This window comes from Nonomuraea sp. NPDC049784 (genome assembly GCF_040659615.1).
Taxonomy (GTDB): domain Bacteria; phylum Actinomycetota; class Actinomycetes; order Streptosporangiales; family Streptosporangiaceae; genus Nonomuraea.
Genome location: NZ_JBFAMX010000055.1, coordinates 1 through 19,313, shown reverse-complemented (window position 1 = coordinate 19,313; position 19,313 = coordinate 1). Strand labels below are relative to the sequence as shown.

General features: G+C 71.0%; 14 protein-coding genes. 4 read left to right on the top strand and 10 right to left on the bottom strand.

All coding sequences use genetic code 11. The features are described 5' to 3' along the window. Positions 1–23 precede the first annotated feature (23 nt). The 3 genes from AB0J09_RS15135 to AB0J09_RS15125 all read right to left on the bottom strand — a co-directional run bounded on the left by AB0J09_RS15135 (position 24) and on the right by AB0J09_RS15125 (position 5,309). On the bottom strand, positions 24–2,819 hold the full coding sequence (locus tag AB0J09_RS15135; RefSeq protein ID WP_360690187.1) for a glycosyltransferase family 2 protein: 2,796 nt from the start codon (positions 2,817–2,819) through the stop codon (positions 24–26). A gap of 112 nt (positions 2,820–2,931) precedes the next feature. Next, positions 2,932–3,192: a WhiB family transcriptional regulator gene (locus AB0J09_RS15130; protein ID WP_020546325.1), complete on the bottom strand. Its 261-nt coding sequence runs from the start codon at positions 3,190–3,192 to the stop codon at positions 2,932–2,934. Between the two features lie 317 nt (positions 3,193–3,509). Beyond that, positions 3,510–5,309: a hypothetical protein gene (locus AB0J09_RS15125; protein WP_360690185.1), complete on the bottom strand. Its 1,800-nt coding sequence runs from the start codon at positions 5,307–5,309 to the stop codon at positions 3,510–3,512. A gap of 182 nt (positions 5,310–5,491) precedes the next feature. Between AB0J09_RS15125 and cofD the strand changes: the two genes are divergently transcribed. The 3 genes from cofD (at position 5,492) to AB0J09_RS15110 (ending at position 8,546) form a co-directional block, all read left to right on the top strand. Further along, the gene (gene cofD / locus AB0J09_RS15120) at positions 5,492–6,430 is read left to right on the top strand and encodes a 2-phospho-L-lactate transferase (protein ID WP_360690183.1); all 939 of its coding nucleotides are present in this window, start codon (positions 5,492–5,494) and stop codon (positions 6,428–6,430) included. Continuing rightward, complete coding sequence (locus tag AB0J09_RS15115) at positions 6,427–7,710, top strand: coenzyme F420-0:L-glutamate ligase (RefSeq protein ID WP_360690181.1); 1,284 nt, start codon at positions 6,427–6,429, stop codon at positions 7,708–7,710. Before cofD ends, AB0J09_RS15115 begins: the two co-directional genes overlap by 4 nt. A gap of 92 nt (positions 7,711–7,802) precedes the next feature. Then, complete coding sequence (locus tag AB0J09_RS15110) at positions 7,803–8,546, top strand: lytic polysaccharide monooxygenase (RefSeq protein ID WP_360690179.1); 744 nt, start codon at positions 7,803–7,805, stop codon at positions 8,544–8,546. Positions 8,547–8,577: 31 nt separating this feature from the next. Here AB0J09_RS15110 and AB0J09_RS15105 read toward each other — a convergent pair whose 3' ends face one another. From AB0J09_RS15105 to AB0J09_RS15075, 7 genes are all read right to left on the bottom strand, one after another. Further along, positions 8,578–10,326, bottom strand: a complete 1,749-nt coding sequence (locus AB0J09_RS15105; protein ID WP_360690177.1) for a substrate-binding and VWA domain-containing protein — start codon at positions 10,324–10,326, stop codon at positions 8,578–8,580. 80 nt (positions 10,327–10,406) lie between these two features. Then, on the bottom strand, positions 10,407–13,040 hold the full coding sequence (locus AB0J09_RS15100; protein ID WP_360690175.1) for a bifunctional FO biosynthesis protein CofGH: 2,634 nt from the start codon (positions 13,038–13,040) through the stop codon (positions 10,407–10,409). 51 nt (positions 13,041–13,091) lie between these two features. Further along, a complete protein-coding gene (locus tag AB0J09_RS15095; RefSeq protein WP_360690173.1) occupies positions 13,092–13,988 on the bottom strand; it encodes a DNA-3-methyladenine glycosylase 2 family protein in 897 nt (298 codons plus the stop codon). A 286-nt stretch (positions 13,989–14,274) separates the two neighbouring features. Continuing rightward, on the bottom strand, positions 14,275–15,366 hold the full coding sequence (locus AB0J09_RS15090) for an NDP-sugar synthase (protein ID WP_360690222.1): 1,092 nt from the start codon (positions 15,364–15,366) through the stop codon (positions 14,275–14,277). A gap of 20 nt (positions 15,367–15,386) precedes the next feature. Further along, positions 15,387–16,502 carry a glycosyltransferase family 1 protein gene (locus AB0J09_RS15085; protein WP_360690171.1) on the bottom strand — a complete coding sequence of 372 codons (1,116 nt, stop codon included), beginning with the start codon at positions 16,500–16,502 and terminating at the stop codon, positions 15,387–15,389. Positions 16,503–16,596: 94 nt separating this feature from the next. Continuing rightward, a complete protein-coding gene (locus AB0J09_RS15080; RefSeq protein WP_360690169.1) occupies positions 16,597–17,514 on the bottom strand; it encodes a lysylphosphatidylglycerol synthase transmembrane domain-containing protein in 918 nt (305 codons plus the stop codon). After that, positions 17,511–18,338 carry a class I SAM-dependent methyltransferase gene (locus AB0J09_RS15075; protein ID WP_360690167.1) on the bottom strand — a complete coding sequence of 276 codons (828 nt, stop codon included), beginning with the start codon at positions 18,336–18,338 and terminating at the stop codon, positions 17,511–17,513. Before AB0J09_RS15075 ends, AB0J09_RS15080 begins: the two co-directional genes overlap by 4 nt. 72 nt (positions 18,339–18,410) lie before the next feature. Between AB0J09_RS15075 and AB0J09_RS15070 the strand changes: the two genes are divergently transcribed. Further along, a partial coding sequence (locus tag AB0J09_RS15070) for an SPFH domain-containing protein (RefSeq protein WP_360690165.1) occupies positions 18,411–19,313 on the top strand: 903 nt, incomplete at its 3' end.

Here is a 19,313-nt window from a genome sequence, read left to right as displayed (position 1 = left end):
GGCCCGAACCGCGCCGAACGTCCTCACGACGCACCCGCCGGCACAGCGGCAGGTGACGCGACGCCCTCGGGGGCGTTCTCGCGCCGCCCGGGCGCCGCCAGCACGGCCGCGGCCAGCACCAGCGCTCCCTGCGCCCACAGCCAGGGCGTGTGCAGGGCGCTCGCCGGCTGGGCGGGAACGCGGGTGACAGGCTCGACCAGGCGCCACAGCCCGCCCGCCGCCGACAGGCTCATGCGTTCCAGCGACGGCTGCGAGTCGAGGGTCCTGATCACTTCGGGTGAGACGGGCGGTGCCACGGCCACCATCCCCACGCCGAGCCGGGCCAGCGTGGCCGCGTCCCCGCCGCGCCCGCCGATCAGGCCCTCCGCCGCCGTCGCCAGGCGGGTGCGGGCCTCGGACGCGGTGGGGAGTTCGGATTCGCCGATCAGCGGCGTGCGGCCGTGCAGCACGGTGAACGAGGACCCCTTGATCACCAGCGTCCGTTCCCCATTCGCGGTAAGGGTCGTCGCCAGCGCGGGCAGCGCGTCCGGCGCGTCGCCCACGAGCGGCCCCCGCACACCGTTCAGAACCCAGTAGCCGGCGGCCAGCAGCGGCGTGCTGAACGCCACCGCCGTCACCACGACGGCCCCCAGCCGCCGCAGCCCGCCCCCGGCACGCAGTTCGGCGAGCCGGTGGGCGGTCAGGCCCACGAGAACCACGAGCCCGGTGCCCGCGAACGCCAGCGGCACCCCGGGCCAGGCCGGGGAGCCCTCGACGGTGAAGCGGCTGACCAGGATCGCCGCCAGCACCCCGTACAGGGTGACGCCCCAGCCGATGGCGACGATCATGCGCTGGCGGCGCATGAGGAGCGCGGCCAGGGCCGTGGCCACCAGGCCCCCTGCCACCCAGAACGGCGGCAGCCCCGGCCCTCCGGGGTTGAGCGCCAGCAGCGACTCGGGCGCCAACCCCGCGTCCACCAGCGTGGGATCGCGCAGGCCCGCTTCCAGCAGGATCCTGCCAGGGGAGGCCACCAGATCCGCCAGCCACGGGAACAGCAGCGCCACCGGCACCACGAGTGCGATGGCCATCGAGGTCACCACGCCGCGGAACGCCACGGCCGCCAGCACCCCCAGCACGGCGAGGAGCGGGTAGACCAGCGGCACGAACGCCGTGCCCACGGCCAGCAGCAGCCCGAGCCCCCACGCGGCGCGGCGGGCGCGGCGCCGGTCTCGGGACAACATCACCGTCCCGAGCCAGGCGTAGACCGGCACCAGCACGAACACCACGGCCGTGCCCAGCCGTCCCGCCGCGATCGCTCCCGTCGCGACAGGCAGCAGCGCGTACGTTCCAGCCGCCCACGCCCGTGCGGGAACCGCCGGGATGATGTGCCTGGTGGCCAGGTACGCCGTCGCACCCGCCAGCGGCACCGAGCCGAGCAGCAGCACGGACACGGCCAGCCAGGTCTTGCCGAACGCGAGCGTGGACAGGGCCGCCAGCACGGCGACGTACGGGGGCGCCCAGGCGTTCGAACCGAGCCCGATGTCGTGGAAGCCCTCGGTGTAGAAGGCCCAAAGGTCGCCGGCGCCGCCCGTCACGGGGACGAGTGCGCCGCCGCCGAGCCGTTCGCCGCCGAGCAGGGACCGTTCGGCGACCAGCGCGACCACGGTCAGGGCCAGCATGAGGACGACGCCGGGGCGGCTGAGGAAGCGCCTGACCGCGCCGGTGTCCGACGGCACGACCTCGTACTCCTCCTCCGTGGTGGCGGAGGCGTGGTGGTGGCGGCCGGCCGAGTCCACGGGCGCCTCGCCGGCGAGGAAGCTCTGCACCATGTCGGTGAGCCGCCGCCAGGCCGCACCCCGAGGGGTCATAAACCGCTTGATGCGGTTATATCCCTTCTTGCGGCCGTGCCGGCGGGCCCGGCGCGCCCTCAGCAGCCGGAACGGGTGCAGCAGAACCGACCCCATGGCGACCATCTCGTCCAGCGCGTTCGCGGGCTGCTTGCCCACCACGAACAGCACCGTTCGGAAGGCCGAGCCGAGCACGTTCCGCAGCAGCGCCCAGAGCATGGCGCCGAACGGCATGTTCGCCATCACCACGAAGATCGCGTTGCGCCTGTCCAGCCTGCGCGGATGGTCGCCGCTGACCGTGATCCTGCGCCGCCTGCGGGCGGCCGCCTCGGCGTGCCAGGCGACGGCGGAGGTCACGTTCAGGACCTTGTGCCCGGCGTTGCGCACCCGCCAGCACAGGTCGAGGTCGTCGCGGAACAGCGGGAAGAACGGGTCCAGCCCACCGACCTTCTCCCACACGTCGCGCCGGATCAGCATCCCGGCCGTGGACACCGACAGCACGTCCCACGTCCCGTCGTGCTGCCCCTGGTCGAACTCGCGCGGCTCCAGCCCCGTGTCCCTGCGCCCGGTGCGGCCCACGGTCACGCCCACCTCGAGCAGCCGCCGGCGGTCGAGCCAGTCACGTAGCTTCGGGCCGAGCACGGCGGCCTTCGGATCCAGCGACGCCGCCGTGAGCAGCGCCTCCAGCGCGTATCTGTCAGGGGCGCAGTCGTCGTGCAGCAGCCAGATCCACTCATCGGACCCCGCGGGCGGCAGCTTGGTGAGCACCTCGGCGACGGACTCGCCGAAACCGGTAGAGCGTGGCAGGGAGATCAGGTTGCCGCGGCCGAACGCCTGGGCGAGCAGGTCGGCCGAGCCGTCCCTGCTGCCGTTGTCGACGCCGGCCACGCGGTCGGGCCTGCGGCTCTGGCCGACCAGAGCGCGCAGCGTCTCCCCCAGCCAGCGCGCGCCGTCATGGGCGACGACGATCACGGTGACATAGGGACGTGACATGGGTGGTGCTCCTGGGGGGGTTGATCAGGCGCGCCCACCATATCGGTGAAGAGGGGCAGGAGATGTGAAGGGGGTCACACGGTCGCCCGCCTGACCCCCTTCAGCCATATACCTAAACGGCCTGGCGCTTGATCCGTCTGCGCTCTCGTTCGGAAAGCCCTCCCCAGATGCCGAACCGCTCATCGTGCTCGAGTGCGTATTCGAGACACTCGGCACGGACCTCGCACGATCGGCAGACCTTCTTGGCCTCTCTGGTGGAGCCGCCCTTCTCCGGGAAGAACGCCTCCGGATCCGTCTGCGCGCACAACGCGCGCTCCTGCCAGCCGAGTTCTTCAGCGTCAAGCTGATCCTGTGCGATGACCGGATCGGTCACTGCACACCTCCCTGCCGCCCGCCCGCAATGGAGCCCCCCATGGACGCCTTCCTTATTACCCACCCACTGGAAGGCGTAACAACATGGTTGTAATTACACGCGTGCGCCGTAGCTGACGTCAAGCGGCATGCAGCTATCCGGGGAAAGACCAGACCTCGCCCCGGTGTGCTTGGCATGTGATGTTCACACCTGGCCGACACCCTTTGCGCTCGGCGTCGGCAAGGCTCGTTCAACGTGTCAGCGGTCCGAACCGTACCAGGGCGGTATAGACACCCGCCCGTGGCCCACCTTCTCTCTAGCCGTTCATTGCCGGTCCGTTACCTGCGTGGCTCGTTGGGGGTGTATATAGCTGTCGGGTCGATCGGGTCGTCACCCGGGCGGGTGCCGTAAGCCGAGGGGTCGAGCCGCATCGTCGACTCTCCGACGCCCTCCGTCTGGGGCCAGCCCGGCTGCGGCGCCTGGTGAGTGGGCTGGTACTGGCCCTGCTGGGGCTCGTATCCGCCGTGCGGGGGCTGCTGCGGGTGGCCGAACGGATCGTCGTAGGGCCTGGGCGCCTGGTTGGAGTAGTCGGGCACGCGCAGCTCGGGCTGGGTGCCGGCCGTGGAGTGCTGGTACGTCTCGGCCTGCTGGTAGGCGTCCATGAGCTGCTGCGACCGCGGGTCCACGGGCGGGTCCGGCTCCTGGTACGGCGCGGCGTACTCGTGGCCGGAGTAACCGGTGAACGGCTGGCCGCCCTGCGAGTCGAAGGCGTTCTGCCCGAATTGCTGCTGCTGCTCGGCGGCCGGGGGGTACGGGACGTTCGGAGCGGTGTCGGCCGGCGGTGTCTGGAACGCCTGGCCGGCAAAGGCGTTGGGCGTGGTGTCCGGCGGGGCGTACGGGTTCTGGTGGTCCGCGGGCGGGGCATAGGGGTTGGGCTGATCCGCGGGCGGGGCGTACGGATTGGGCTGGTCGGCCACGGGGGGCGCATAGGGATTCGGGCTCGGCTGGCCGTAGACGTTCGGCGAACTGTCGGCGGGCAGGTACGGGGCGGGCTGGTACTCGGCCGCAGGGGTGGCGTAGTCCTGGGCCGAGGGAGCCGTGTCGGCGGGGGCGTAGGCCGACTGACCGAAGCTCTGCGGAGAGTAGGCCTGGTCCGGCTGGCCCTGGTCCGAGGGGGCGGCGGGCAGGGCGCCTCTGATCTGCTGCGGCTGGTACGGCGCGGGCTGCTGCGCTGGTGGGGTGACCTGCGGCTCGGGCTGCTGGTGCTGGGCCGCCTGGGGCTCGGGCTGGCCGCCGAAACTCGGGGGCTGCTGGCCGTACTGGCCCGACTGGGGCTGCCGGCCGTACTGGCCGGACTCAGGCTGCGAACCGTACTGGCCGGACTCAGGCTGCTGGCCATACTGTCCAGACTCAGGCTGCTGGCCGTAACCGGGCTGCGGGGCCGGCTGAGGCTGGCCGTACGCGCCGGTGGGCTGCTGCGCATAACCGGGCTGCTGGCCCGACTGGGGCTGCTGGGCGTAAGGGGGCTGGCCGTAGGCGGGGCCCGGCTGGGGCTGCTCGGGCTGGCCGTAGGCGGGACCCGGCTGGGGCTGCTCGGGCTGGCCGTAGGCGGGACCCGGCTGGGGCTGCTCCGGCTGGCCGAACTGCTGCTGCGGCTGCCCGAAATACGGGGGCTGCTGGCCGAACTGCGGCTGCTGGTAGACCTGCGCGGGCCGTTCAGGAAGGATCTGCGGGAGCAGATAGACGAGCGCGACGGCGGCCAACGCGATGTAGGGCACACCCAGGAGCACCATTTGCACCGTCACCCAGCCGCCGATCCCGGCGAAGAGGCCGAGCAGCAGTGAGAGCACGCCGAACACCGCGGCCAGCACCAGCCCGGCCGCCGACCCGTACATGATGGGCTTGGCCTTGGGCGACGGCTCGCCGACCTTGGTGACCAGCACCACGGCGCCCAGCAGCAGGGCCGTCACGACGGGGTTCGTCAGGTCCAGGACGTTCCTGGCGGCGCGTACGGTCAGGGCCAACCCGGACGAGCCGATGAAGACGTCACCGATCGTCAGCACCACGGTCAGCAATCCGGCGACGAGCATGATCCAGGCGGCCGGCTCTTTCAGCCGCGCAACGTCAAATTTGCTCACAACTACCCCCAACCGGGCCTTTTGGTCCGAAGGGAGTTTGCCACATCACTGACACGCGCGGCGGGAGTCCCAGGAACCTCCCACATCCCAATTCGGTCTAGACCTGGCATTTCTCTCATAACAGGTTGGGTAAAACGACTCCCGGGAAGGGCCTGTCAGGGGCCGATGGAAGACTGGGCGGCATGCACATCGTGTCACTCGCGGGCGGTATCGGCGGCGCCCGCTTCCTGCGTGGCCTGCGCGCGGCCGCACCAGACGCCTCGATCACGGTCATCGGCAACACGGGCGACGACATCACCCTGTTCGGTCTGCGGGTCTGCCCAGATCTGGACACCGTGATGTACACCCTGGGCAACGGCATCGACGAGCAGCAGGGCTGGGGACGGGCCAAGGAGTCCCACGTCGTCAAGGAGGAGCTGGCCGCGTACGGCGTGGAGCCGCAGTGGTTCGGGCTCGGCGACCGCGACTTCGCCACCCACATCGTGCGCTCGCAGATGCTGGAGGCCGGCTACCCGCTGTCGCAGATCACGCAGGCGCTGTGCGCCCGCTGGCAGCCGGGCGTGCGGCTGCTGCCGATGACCGACGACCGCTGCGAGACCCACGTGGTGGTCGAGGACGAGCACGGCAAGCGCGCCGTCCACTTCCAGGAGTGGTGGGTACGCCTGCGCGCCTCGATCCCGGCGCAGTCGTTCGCGCTGGTGGGGGTCGACACGGCCAAGCCCGCGCCGGGCGTGCTCGAGGCGATCGAGCAGGCGGACGTGGTGATCCTGCCGCCGTCCAACCCGGTTGTGAGCATCGGCACGATCCTGCAGATCCCGGGCATCCGCGACGCCCTGCTCCCCAAGACCGTGGTCGGCGTCTCGCCGATCATCGGCGGCGCCCCGGTCAGGGGCATGGCCGACGCCTGCCTGACGGCCATCGGGGTGGAGACGACGGCGCAGGCCGTCCTCGAGCTGTACGGCTCGGAGCTGATCGACGGGTGGCTGGTGGCGGAGGAGGACGAGGGGGTCGCGCTCGACGGCGTCCGGGTGGTCGCCCGGCCGATCCTCATGCACGACGCCAACGCCGCGGCCGACATCGCCCACACCACCCTCGACCTCGCCCAGGAGCTCAACCGATGACCGACTCCACCCAGGCACCGCGGCTTGAAGTGATCGCCGTGGCGGGCATCGGCGAGGTGCGGCCGGGGGATGACGTGGCGGCCCTGCTGCAGCACGCCGACGTGCGCGACGGTGACATCGTGGTCGTCACCTCCAAGATCGTGAGCAAGGCCGAGGGCCGGATCCGGCAGGCGCCCGACCGCGTCCAGGCGATCGAGGACGAGACCGAGCGCGTGGTGGCCAGGCGTGGCGACACCGTGATCTCGCAGACCCGCCACGGGTTCGTCATGGCCGCCGCCGGGGTCGACGCCTCCAACACCGAGCCGGGCACCGTGCTGCTCCTGCCCGAGGACCCCGACGCCTCGGCCAGGCGCATCAGGAAGGGTCTGCCCGTGCGCGCGGGCGTGATCGTCTCCGACACGTTCGGCCGCCCGTGGCGCAACGGGCTCACCGACGTGGCCATCGGGGTGGCGGGCGTGCGCCCGCTCGATGACTTCCGCGGCACGTCCGACGGCTACGGCAACGAGCTCAACGCCACCGTCACAGCGCTGGCCGACGAGATCGCGGCCGCGGCCGAGCTGGTCAAGGGGAAGCTCGGCGGGGTGCCGGTGGCGATCGTACGCGGGCTGTCCCACCTGGTCACCGATGACGACGGGCCCGGCGTGCGGCCACTGGTGCGGGCGGCCGACGACGACATGTTCCGCTACGGGTCGCGGGATGTCGTGTTCGCCCGCCGTACCATCAGGGAGTTCTCCGACCGGCCCGTCGATCCCGAGAAGGTGCGCAGGGCGGTGGCGGCGGGCATCGCGGCGCCCGCGCCGCACCACACGACGCCGTGGCGGTTCGTGCTGGTCGAGTCGCCGGAGACCCGGACCAAGCTGCTCGACGCCATGCGTGAGGCCTGGATCGAGGACCTGCGCGGCGACGGGTTCAGCGAGCAGTCGATCGCCAAGCGGATCAAGCGGGGCGAGGTGCTGCGTAACGCGCCCTACCTGATCGTGCCGTGCCTGGTGATGGAGGGCTCCCACACGTACCGGGACGATCGGCGCAACGCGTCCGAGCGGGAGATGTTCGTGGTGGCGACCGGCGCGGGGGTCGAGAACCTCCTCATCCAGCTCGCCGTGGAGGGGCTCGGCTCGGCGTGGGTGTCGTCCACGATGTTCTGTCGCCCCGTCGTCCGCGAGGTTCTCGATCTGCCTGGCTCGTGGGATCCGATGGGCTGCGTGGCCGTCGGTCACGCGGCCGCACCGCCACGTGACCGCGCGCCCCGCGACCCGGACGACTTCATCGTCACGCGCTGACCACACAGGAAAAGCCCCAGTCAGCCGACCGTTTACTCTTAGGAAAGTTTCCTTTACATTCGAGGCATCCCCCCATGTAAAGGAGCTCTTCAATGAGAAGGACTCTCACGTTAGCCGCCGTGGTGGTGATCGCCATCGCCACCACGGTGTTCAACACCGCGCCTGCGTTCGCACACGGCTATGTGAACGCCCCACCCAGCCGGCAGGCCAACTGCGCCCAGGGCAAGGTGCCCGACTGCGGCAACATCATCTACGAGCCGCAGAGCGTGGAGGGCCCGAAGGGGCTGCGGAGCTGCAACGCGAACCTGCCGCAGTTCGCGCAGCTCAGCGACGAGAGCAAGCCGTGGCCCGTCACCCAGGTGGGCACCACGGTGACCTTCACCTGGACCTTCACCGCCAGGCACGCCACGCTCAACTACGAGTACTACATCGGCAACACGCGGGTGGCCGTCTTCAACGGCAACGGCCAGCAGCCGCCCGCCACGGTCTCGCACTCGGTCAACCTGTCCGGCTACTCGGGCCGGCAGAAGGTGCTGGCGATCTGGAACATCTCCGACACCACCAACGCCTTCTACTCCTGCATCGACCTGCAGATCGGCGGCGGTGGCGGCAACCCGACGCCCCCCCCCACCCCGACCGTCACTCCCACACCCACCCCGACGCCCACGCCCACGCCCACGCCCACGACGCCCTCGGGCACGTGGAAGGCCGGCACCGCGTACGCGGTCGGCAACATCGTGACCTACAACGGCGTCACGTACCGCTGCATCCAGGCCCACACCGCGCTGGCCGGCTGGGAGCCGCCCAACGTCCCGGCGCTCTGGCAGCGCGTCTGACGGAAAGGGGGGCGCCGGTGCGCCCCCCTTCTCATGTGGTCGGCTTGCAGGTGGGATGGCAGAGCCGGCGGGCCAGAGCGGCGAGGAAGACGTCGATGATCTCCCCTGGCTCCTGGGCCTCGTGCAGGGAACCGTTCGTGGCGGCCGCGATCTGCGACAGGCTGCCGCGATCGACACCCTTGCCGAAGGCGATGAGGACGATCTGTACGGGCTTGCCCGGGTTCCACTCGCGCCGCAGCGTGTCGAGGAGCTCCGGCAGCTTGGTGCCCTTGCCGTCGTCCTTGCCCGCCGTGATCACCAGGAGCGAGTTGTTCATCTCCTCGCGGTAATCGCTGGTGACCTTGCGGAAGCCCCTGAGTATCGCGTCGTAGAGCGAGCTGTCGAGGTCGGGATGGGCGGTGATGTCGCCGGTCGCCTCGGCGAGGCGGCTCTTGCGGATCACCTGCCCCGTCTCGGGCTCGTTGATCGGGCCGAGCCCGACCCGCTCCCGATAGTTCTTGATGCCACCCACCCGATCCGCGAACTCCCACAGGCCCATGTGCGTCGAGTCGGGGAAGAGCTGCAGCCCGATCTTGGCCGCGTCCAGCGCGATCCTGATCCTGGTGCTGCCGTTCAGCGGCTCCGCCATGTGCTTGGAGGTGTCGGCCAGGACGAGGATGTTCGTCGGCGGGGCCAGCCGGCTCCAGGCGCGCAGCGCCTCGTCGATGTCCTGCGGCGACACCGACGACCTGGTCTTCGGTGCCGCGGAGGGGATCTGCGGCCCCGGCGAGATCGGCCCCTGGGTGCCGTCGCCCGACCTGAACCCCGCCCGCCGCACGATCTCCTGCGCCTGCGGGCCCTTCAGCCAGTCGGCGAAGACCGTGGAGGCCTCGGCCACCGTGGGGTCGCCGGCGGTGACGACGTACGGGTAGTCGAGGTTGATCGTGCCCTCGCGCGGATGCAGCGCGACGACCGGGTCGGAGGAGGGGCGCAGGTTGTGGTTCCACACCGACTGCTCGGGGACGATGACGACCGGGCGCTGCCAGAACGTGTGGTCGTCCACGGCCGCCAGCATGCTGCGGTAATCAGGGGCGGAGCCGGCCTGCGCCCACCGTACGAACGCGGTCAGCGCCTTGTCCGCCTCGGGTCCTGTGCCGACGACGTCCCTGGCGGCGGCCACGGTCGCGATGCCCGCCCCGGCCAGTGACGGGTCCGGTACGCGCACGACGTCCGGCTCGTTCGCGTTGGGCCGCAGCCGCCCGCGCACGGTCGGGGGGAAGACCATCCGCCAGTTCATCTCGGTCTTGCCCACGGAGAAGCGCTGGGCCAGCGACGAGCGGGTCGCGAACACCAGCGGCGACGTCGCCACCACACTCTCACCGGCGGGCAGCGCGTTCGCGCCCTGCTGGCGGGCCAGCCTGATCCAGGCCGACGAGTCCGCGATCCACCCGTCGGGCCGCTCGCGCAGCACGCCCGCGCGGTCGCCGATCAGCGTGCGCAGGACGGTGGCCGGCGGCTGCTCGGTCACCTGGACCAGCACGCACCGGCCGCCCACCGCCGTCTTCGTCTCGTTGAACCGCCCGGCGGCCTCCATGACCGCCGGTGCCACGTCGTCCGCGGCCGCCACGCTGACCAGAACAGGCTCTCGCGTGCTGCACAGCACGCCCCCGCCGCCGAACACCACGACGAGGCCGCCGACGACGATGGCCACGGCCGTGAGGCCCGCCAGCATGCCGCGCTGGAACGCCTTCCTGCGGCGTTGCTCGGGGGCCAGCGCGGCGCGGTGTCGACCCAAGCGCACGGTGAACCTCTCTCCAGGGGAGTGACGATTCTCGCAGTGCCTCCCACAGCGGGCGCAAGTGTTGCTAGAACATGTTATAGCTACGCCATCGGCAGCACTCTCCTGACGCTCTTGCACACGCCGTCGCTCGCCCGGGAGGCTTCCAGCCGCTCCTGCGTGGGGGTGCCGTACTCGGTGGTGCGCTGCCTGACCGGCCTGCCGGTGACCTCGACCATCTCCCGCAACTCACTGATGGTCTTGTACGAGCCGTTCTCCGAGCCCGCCATCCGGCTGATGGTCTCCTCCATGAGGGTGCCGCCGAGGTCGTTCACGCCGCCCTGGAGCACCTGGCGGCACAGGTCGTCGCGGAGCTTCACCCAGGAGCACTGGATGTTCTTGATCGCGCCGTGCAGGAGGATCCTGGCCAGCGCGTGCACCGCCCGGTTCTCCTCCGCCGTGGGGCCCGGCCTGGCGATGCCCGCCAGGTAGATGGGGGCGCTGGTGTGCACGAACGGCAGCATCACGAACTCGGAGAAGCCGCCGGTCTCCTCCTGGATACGGCGGATCAGCTTGATGTGCCGCACCCAGTGCAGGTGGTTGTCCACGTGCCCGTACATCATGGTGGACGTCGTCGGAATGCCTACCTTGTGGGCCGTCGTGATGACCTCGACCCACTCCTTGGCGGGCAGCTTCCCCTTGGTCAGCACCCACCGCACGTCGTCGTCCAGGATCTCCGCCGCCGTCCCGGGAAGCGAGTCGACCCCTGCCTCCCTGGCCGCCTCCAGCCAGGCCTGGATGGACATGTCCGTACGGCTCGCCCCGTTGATGACCTCCATGGGGGAGAACGCGTGCACGTGCATGCCGGGGGTCCTGGCCTTGACCGCCCTGGCCAGGTCGAAGTACGCGGCGCCGGGGAGATCGGGGTGGATGCCGCCCTGCATGCAGACCTCGGTCGCCCCCGCCTCCCATGCCTCCTGGGCCCTGTCCGCCACCTGGTCGAGGCTCAGGGTGTACGCGTCGGCGTCCGTCCTGCGCTGGGCGAAGGCGCAGAAGCGGCAGCCGGTGTAGCAAACGTTGGTGAAGTTGATGTTCCTGTTGACGACGTACGTGACGTCGTCGCCCACGGCCTGCCTCCTGAGCTCGTCGGCGATGGCGGCCAGCTCGTCCAGCGCCTCCCCTTGTGCACCGAGCAACGCCACTGCCTCGGCGTCGCTCAACCCCGCCGGGTCCGCCTGCGCCCGCCTGAGCGCCTGCCGCACGTCACTCGGCGTCGCGACCGCTCCCGCGCTGACCGCCGGCGCGGCGGGTGCCTCGTCGACCGGGCTCGGCGCGACGCGTGCGGCGGGGTCCGCGGGTATGGACGTCGGGGTGAGGCGGTCGCGGAGGGCGTCCCAGTCGCCGTAGACGTGGTCGAAGTCGTCCCGCCGATCGTGGGTGCGCCCCGACGTGTCCACCTCCACGTGCAGGTCGATCCGCCCCGACGACGCGAACCCCCCGTCAGGCTCCTGCCACGGCAACCCCCGCAACACCGCGTCCTCACGAGCCAGCCCGGTGGCGGGGTCCGCCAGGGCAGCCACGTGCGCGGACACCCGGGGATCGAGCCACGGCTCCCCAGCCAGCACGTACTCGGGATAAATGGTCAGCCGCTCCCGAAGCACGAACCCGGCCTCGGCAGTGCGGGAAGCCAGGTGGGAGATCTGCGGCCAAGGACGCTCAGGGTTCACGTGGTCGGGGGTGAGGGGCGACACCCCGCCCCAGTCGTCGATCCCCGCCCGGATCATCAGCTCGTACTCCGAGTCCACCAGGTTGGGCGGGGCCTGGATGCGTACCCGTGGGCCGAGCACCAGGCGCGCCACCGCGATGGTGGCCGCGAGCTCCTCCAGGTCGGCGTCCGGCAACCCCCGCATGGCCGTATCCGGCTTGGCGCGGAAGTTCTGGACGATGACCTCCTGGATCCCGCCGTACTCGCGCGCCACCCGCCGGATGGCGAACAGCGACTCGGCCCGGTCCTCGACGGTCTCCCCGATGCCGATCAGGATCCCGGTGGTGAAGGGCACGTTCGTCCGGCCCGCGTCCTCCAGGACGCGCAGGCGCACCGCCGGGTCCTTGTCCGGCGACCCGTAATGGGCCTGCCCCTTCTCCTCGAAGAGCCGCCGCGACGTCGTCTCCAGCATCATCCCCATGGACGGCGCGACGGGCTTGAGCCGCTGCAGGTCGCGCCAGGTCAGCACGCCCGGGTTGAGGTGCGGCAGCAGCCCCGTCTCCTCCAGCACCCGGATCGCCATGGCGCGCACATAGGACAACGTGTCGTCATAGCCATGCGAGTCGAGCCACGAGCGGGCCTGGTGCCAGCGGTCCTCCGGCCGGTCCCCCAGCGTGAACAGCGCCTCCTTGCATCCCATGGCCGCCCCCTGCCGGGCGATCTCCAGCACCTCGTCAGGGCTCAGGAACGGCGCCGGCAACTTGTTCGGCGCGGTCGCAAAGGTGCAGTACCCACAACGGTCCCGGCAGAGCCGGGTCAACGGGATGAACACTTTCTTGCTGTACGTGATGATCCCTTCGCGGCCGGCCGCCCGTAGCCCGGCGTCACGTACGCGGGAGGCGTGTTCGAGCAGGGCGTCGAGGTGCTCGCCCCGGGCGTGCAGGAGGACGGTCGCCTCCGTGACGTCGAGGGCCTTGCCGTCGCGGGCACGCGCGAGCGCCCGGCGGAGCGCGGAATCGCTGACGAGAGTCATACGGGCACAGTACGACGAGCTGGGTTCACCGCCCGCACCCAGGGGCGCGTCTCAGAACGATCTGTAATCCCGCACCGGCATCCGCGGCCCCCGCGCGGGCGGGCGCAGGCCGGTGAGCCAGACCAGGACCGTGGCGCGATGCCGGTGCCCGTGGTAGGGCTCCAGCAGCCGCATCATCCCCGGATCGTCGGTCTTCTCCCCGGTCAGGGCATATCCGACGAGCTTGGCCAGATGGAAGTCGCCGACGCTCACGGCGTCCGGGTCGCCGAAGGAACGCTGGCGCACCTCGGCCGACGTCCACACCCCGATCCCCGGCAGCGCGCGCAGCAGCCGGTCGAGCTCCTCGGTGGTGGCCGCGGCCTCCAGCTTCTCGGCGTGCCAGGCGGCGTTCGCGATCGTCCTGGCCCGCACGGCCTCGGCGCCCGCGCGGTGCCAGTGCCAGCTGGGGATCTGCCGCCACACCACGGCCTCGGGCACCACCCGCATGCCTTCGGGCGCGGGTCCGGGCGCGGGCTCGCCGTACCGGGTCAGCAGCCACCGCCAGGCCCGCCACGCCTCCCGCCCGACCACCTTCTGCTCCAGCACGGCAGGCACGAGGGCCTCCATGACCCGGCCGGTACGCCCGATCCGCAAGCCCGGATGTTTCCTGACAACCTCCGCCAGGACCTCATGTTTGACGATAAATCCGGCAGTGTCGTCGAGCGCGCCCAGCAACGCCGGCAACGCCTCCAGCGCCCACTCCGCCCCAGGCCCCCACGCCTGCCCGTGCACGCACCCGGCCTTGACGCTCACCCTGAGCGTGCACGGCCCGGCGGGCGTCCTGGACGTCCGCCACACGGACCCGTCACCGGTCTTGCGCCAGGTGGGATCGCCGCCGCCGCGCCTGTGGGGCTGCAACGCCAGCCCCACGTCCAGCGGCCCCTCGGGCACCCATCGACGCTCCCTCACCCATCCAGTCTCGCGCGCCCGGCCCCCTGCTCGAACCCGCGAGCCGCGCTTCCCCGCCGTACTTCGGCGGAGGTCCCTTCGGGAGGATGGGCGGGTGAAGGCAACGCGAGGGCAGCGCCGCGGGAGGACGGCGAAGGGACGCACCGCACGGCCGCGCGGCAGGTGACCATCTACGCGTCGGGGGCATCAGCCCGTCGCGGGCCGCGAACACATGAGACGGAGTCGCCGACCGCGCCGCGCGGCGTGTGGGCACGGCCGCGCATCGCCACTCAGGGCGCGGGGTGTGTCAGACGTCGCTCGAGTAGCGCATCGCGCGCTCGGGCAGCTCGACGCCCGGCCAGATGCGCACGCCGTTCTGCAGCTCGTTGCCCGGCCCCACGATGGCGCCGTCACCGATCACCGCGTCACTCACCACCGTGCCCGCGCAGACCCGCGCTCCCCTGCCCACCACGGAGTCCGTCACGCAGGCGCCCGCCTCGATGACGCAGTCGTCGGTCAGCACCGAGCCCACCACCGTGGCACCCGCCTCGATGACGACTCGCGCGCCGACCGCGGTGCCGCCCTCGACCTTGGCCTCCGGCGAGACCTGAGCCCCCTCCAGCGCCAGGTATTCGCCCGTCGGCCCGGGCAGCGCGGGCGACGACACCCGGCCCAGCACCAGGTCGCGCGAACCCCGCACGAACGCCGCCGGCGTGCCGACGTCCAGCCAGTACGTGCGGTCCGAATAGCCCAGCACCAGCTCGCCCGACTCGATCAGCCCGGGGAACGTCTCCCGCTCCACCGACACGACCTCGTCCCGCGGGATCGAGTCGATCACCGACCGGCTGAAGACGTAGCAGCCGGCGTTGATCCGGTTGGTCACCGGGTTGGGGGTCTTCTCCAGGAACGCGGTCACCCGCCCCGTCTCGTCGGTCGGCACGCACCCGAATCGCGAGGGATCGTCCACCTCTGTCAAATGGAGCGTTACAGCGGCCTGTCGTGCGAGGTGAGTGCGCACCTGCTCGCCGATGTCATGACCGGAGAGGATGTCGCCGTTCAGGATGAGCACCGGGTCGGAAGGCCCGGACGTGAGCGCCTCGGCCGCGTTGCGGATCGCGCCGCCGGTGCCCAGCGGGGTCTCCTCCGTGATGTATTCCAGCGAGAGCCCGAACGCCTCGCCGTCGCCGAAGGCCGGCTCGAACATCGACGCCTTGTACGAGGTCGCGAACACGATCCGGCGCACGCCGAAGGAGCGCGCGCGGGCGAGTTGGTGTGCCAGGAACGGAACGCCGGCGGTCGGCAGCAGCGGCTTCGGCGTGCCCAGTGTCAGCGGGCGCAGGCGCGTGCCCTGCCCCCCGACCAGGAGGATCGCCTCGAGGTCTGGCAATGAGCTCTCCATCACTCAGTGAGGTTACCGAACTATTCGATCGCGCGTTGATAAGAGCTGAGATGCGCCTCTGCCGAGGCGTCCCAGGTGAACTCGCGTGCTCTTGCCAGCCCCGCCTCCCGCAGTTGCCGCCTCCGGGCGGAGGAGCCCAGCAGGTCTCCGAGAGCCGTGGCGATGCTGTCGACGTCGGGCTCAGTGTAAGCCACGGCATCGCCGCCGACCTCGGGTAGCGAGGTGCTGTGTGTCGTCAGGACGGGGGCGCCGCAGGCCATGGCCTCCAGCACCGGCAGCCCGAACCCCTCGCCCCGCGACGGGAAGGCGACCACGAGCGCTCCGCCCAGGAACCCGGGCAGGTCGGGTGCGCGCAGGTAGCCGGGCCGGATGACCCTGACCGTGGCCCCGACCTCGCGGCAGGCGGCGTCGACGTCGTTCTCGTGCACGCCGCCGCCGATCACCAGCGCGGGCGGCTCGCCCAGCTGCTTCACGGCGGTGGCGAAGCCGCGGATGAGGTTGGGAACGTTCTTACGGGGGTCGAGCGCGCCCAGGAACGCCACATAAGGCTGGCCGTGCAGTCCGCATCTCAAGGCGACCCGGCGGATCTCCTCCTCGGTCGGGGGGTGGAACTGCGCCAGATCGACCCCGTGGTAGGCGACGTCGATGCGGGTGGGATCAGCGGAGAGCACGCGTACGAGCTCGTCCCTGGTCGCCTTGGACGGCACGATCACCCGCTTGGCGTGGCGCACGGCCGTACGCGTGGCGGAGCGGAAGAACGACGACCGCGAGCCGTGCTGGTCGGGCTCGGTGAACCAGGTGACGTCGTGAATCGTCACCACGGTCGGCAGGCCCGAGCCGAGCGGTATGGAGTAGTAGGGGGCGTGGATCACGTCCACCCCCGCCTGACGGGCGAGCAGCGGCAGACCGGTCTGTTCCCAGGCGAGCCTGACGGCCCTGTTGGAGATCGCAACGGGCCCTGGGATGACCAGAGCCGAGGGCGCGAGGCTCCGATACCGTTCGGCTTCGGAGCGCTGGCAGACCACGGCGAGGTCTGCGCCGGCCCGGTCGAGCGCGGCCACAAGTCCATCCACATATCTGATCAACGCGCCACGGTCAGCGGGGACCGCTGCCGCGTCCACAAGCACTCGAGGCATTACGAAGATCTTCTCCCCTCAAGATCAACGTGGGACTGGTCGCCCCCCTCTAAAGTTCAGCTTATGACCAGCCTCCCCTAAATCGTGGGCCAAATCACACCGAGTCGCGACGGGCCGCGATTCCCGCCAGACCGGCGCAGATCAGATCCCCCACGACGATGACAATGCGCGACGAAAGCGCCACCGCGATCGCTGCGCCGCGGTCCAATTGGGGCGCAAGCACCGCGACCATCGCGATCTCCCGCACACCGGCGCCGGCCGGGACGACGAAGGTCATGATGCCCAGGCACCACGACAGCGCGAAGGCGCCGACCGCGAAGAGCACGCCGCCCTGGGGGGCGACGAAGTAGAGGTGCACGCCGTAGGAGAGCCAGCCGGCCAGCGCCCAGCCGAGCGCGGTGAGCATGCCGCGCCGGGTGAGCGGGCGTTCGAGCGGCTCCCGCTTGAGCCTGCGCAGGGCGTATCCGATCAAGCCGTTGATGACCTTGGGCTCGAGCAGGACCAGGAGCAGCGGGATGAGCAGCAGCAGCCAGCCGTACTGGTCCCAGCCGAGCGTGACCAGGGAGACGAGCAGGCCGGTGGCGAGCTGGATGGGCATCATCAGGAAGAACGCCGCCGCGCTGCGCGAGCGCGGCACGCCGAGGTCGCGGCCCATCTCCATCTGGGCGAGCATCGGCCAGACGGCGCCTGGGATGTACTTCCCGAGCTGGCCCACGAAGAAGACCTTGGCCGCGGGCCTCAACGGCAGCGGGGAGCCGAGGTCGGCCAGGAGGGTGCGCCAGGTGAGCATGGCCCCGAGCAGGGCGGCGACCACCGCGGCCAGCGACCCGGCCAGCGCGGCCGGCGACAGCCGGGCGAACCCGGCCACCACGGCGTCCCACTGCTTGGCCACGGCATACGCGCCGAACCCCAGAGCGACCGCCAGGAACCCGTACCGGACCATCCTGCGGAGGAGCGACCGCGACGGCGCGGCCTCCGTGTTGTCGCGTTGTTCCACGGTGTCCTGACTCATAGCGGGCGGACCCGCTCGGGGGGTTGCGGCAGCGCGGCGCCCGCGGGCCGTCGCGGGGTCTTGGTGGCCACCCACAGGTACGTCGGCACGAGCGGCAGCATCAGCCGGAGCACCTCGCGAGGCGTGCGAGCCAGCACGCCCTGCGCGATCCGCCCCAGAGCGCCGGGGAACAACTCGCCCCCCGCGAACCGGCCGGGCGTGGCGAGCACGGGGAAGGTGTAGTCCCACACGTGGAAGGCCCTCAGCATCTTGCGCAGCCCGCGCCGCGTCCTGAACCGCTCGTAGTAGTGGTCGGCCCGCCCGAACGCCCGCACGTAGCGATCGGCCAGCGCGGGCGGCAGGTAGGACAGGAACGGCAGCTTGTAGTGGGGCTCCATGACACCGAGCCGGTTGCCGAGCCCCAGGTAGAGCACCCCGTCGTCGGACAGCACGCGGCGCATCTCGGCCACCACCGAGTCGGGGTCGACCACGTGCTCGTAGATGTGGTTGAACACCAGCACGTCGATCGATCCGTCGGGGAAGGGCAGCGCCGTGCCGTCGCCGCAGACGAACGCCACCCGCTCGCCGAACCGGTCGGCGGCCTTGCGCAGCCCCGGCACGTCGATGTCGATGCCCAGCGTGTGCTTGGCCCCGGCCTGCGCGAGCTCGTCGGCGATGAAGCCCGCGGAGCAGCCCACGTCGCCCACCGTCAGCCCGCCGAGCGGCCCGCGGAAGTGCTCGAGCACCGCGATGATCTTCGCAGCCTTCCGTCTCCGCTTGCCCTCGTCGAGCATGGCGGACTGGAACTCCGAGTATTCGAGCTGCGCGACCCGTTGCTTACCCACGAGGACCCACAGTACCTAAACGGGCTTTGGTACGGTGGCCGACCTGGCAAGACCCAGACGGACGGGGGCGAAGTGGCAATTTTCGACAAGATCCGCGGTCAATTCATCGACATCGTCGAATGGCTGGACGACAGCCGGGACACCGTCGTCTGGCGCTTCCCCCGCCACGACAACGAGATCAAGATGGGCGCCCAGCTGATCGTCCGCGAGTCGCAGGTCGCGGTCTTCGTCAACGAGGGGCAGATCGCCGACGCGTTCGGGCCGGGGACGTACACGCTGGAGACCAGGAATCTGCCGATCCTGTCCACGTTGAAGGGCTGGAAGTACGGGTTCGAGTCGCCGTTCAAGGCGGAGGTGTACTTCGTCAGCACCCGCCAGTTCGCCGACTTCAAGTGGGGCACCCAAAACCCGGTCATGGTGCGCGACCCGGAGTTCGGGCCGGTGCGGCTGCGGGCGTTCGGCGCGTACTCGGCCAGGGTGACCGACGCCCCCGCCCTGCTGCGGGAGCTGGCCGGGACGGACCCGCAGTTCCGCACCGAGGAGGTGGAGGGCTACCTGCGGCAGATGGTCGTGGGCCGGCTCGCCCACGCGCTCGGGACGACGGGGCTGCCCGTGCTCGACCTGGCCGCCAGCCAGCACGAGATGGGGCGGCAACTGGCGGAGGTGCTGACGGCCGACCTGGCGGGGGTGGGCATCGCGCTCCCGAACTTCACCATCGAGAACATCTCACTGCCGCCCGAGGTGGAGCAGGCGGTGGACAAGCGGTCGCAGATGGGGATCGTGGGCGATCTCGGGGAGTACGCGCGGTTCCAGGCGGCCGACGCGCTGGAGAACGCGGGCGGAGCCGCTGAGGGCATGGGCCTGGGCGTGGGCATCGCGGCAGGCCATCAGATGGCCGCCGCCCTGAGCCAGAACCAGGGTGGACCGCCGCCGCTGCCCCAGCCCGAGAGGTGGTTCGTCGGCGTGAACGGCGAG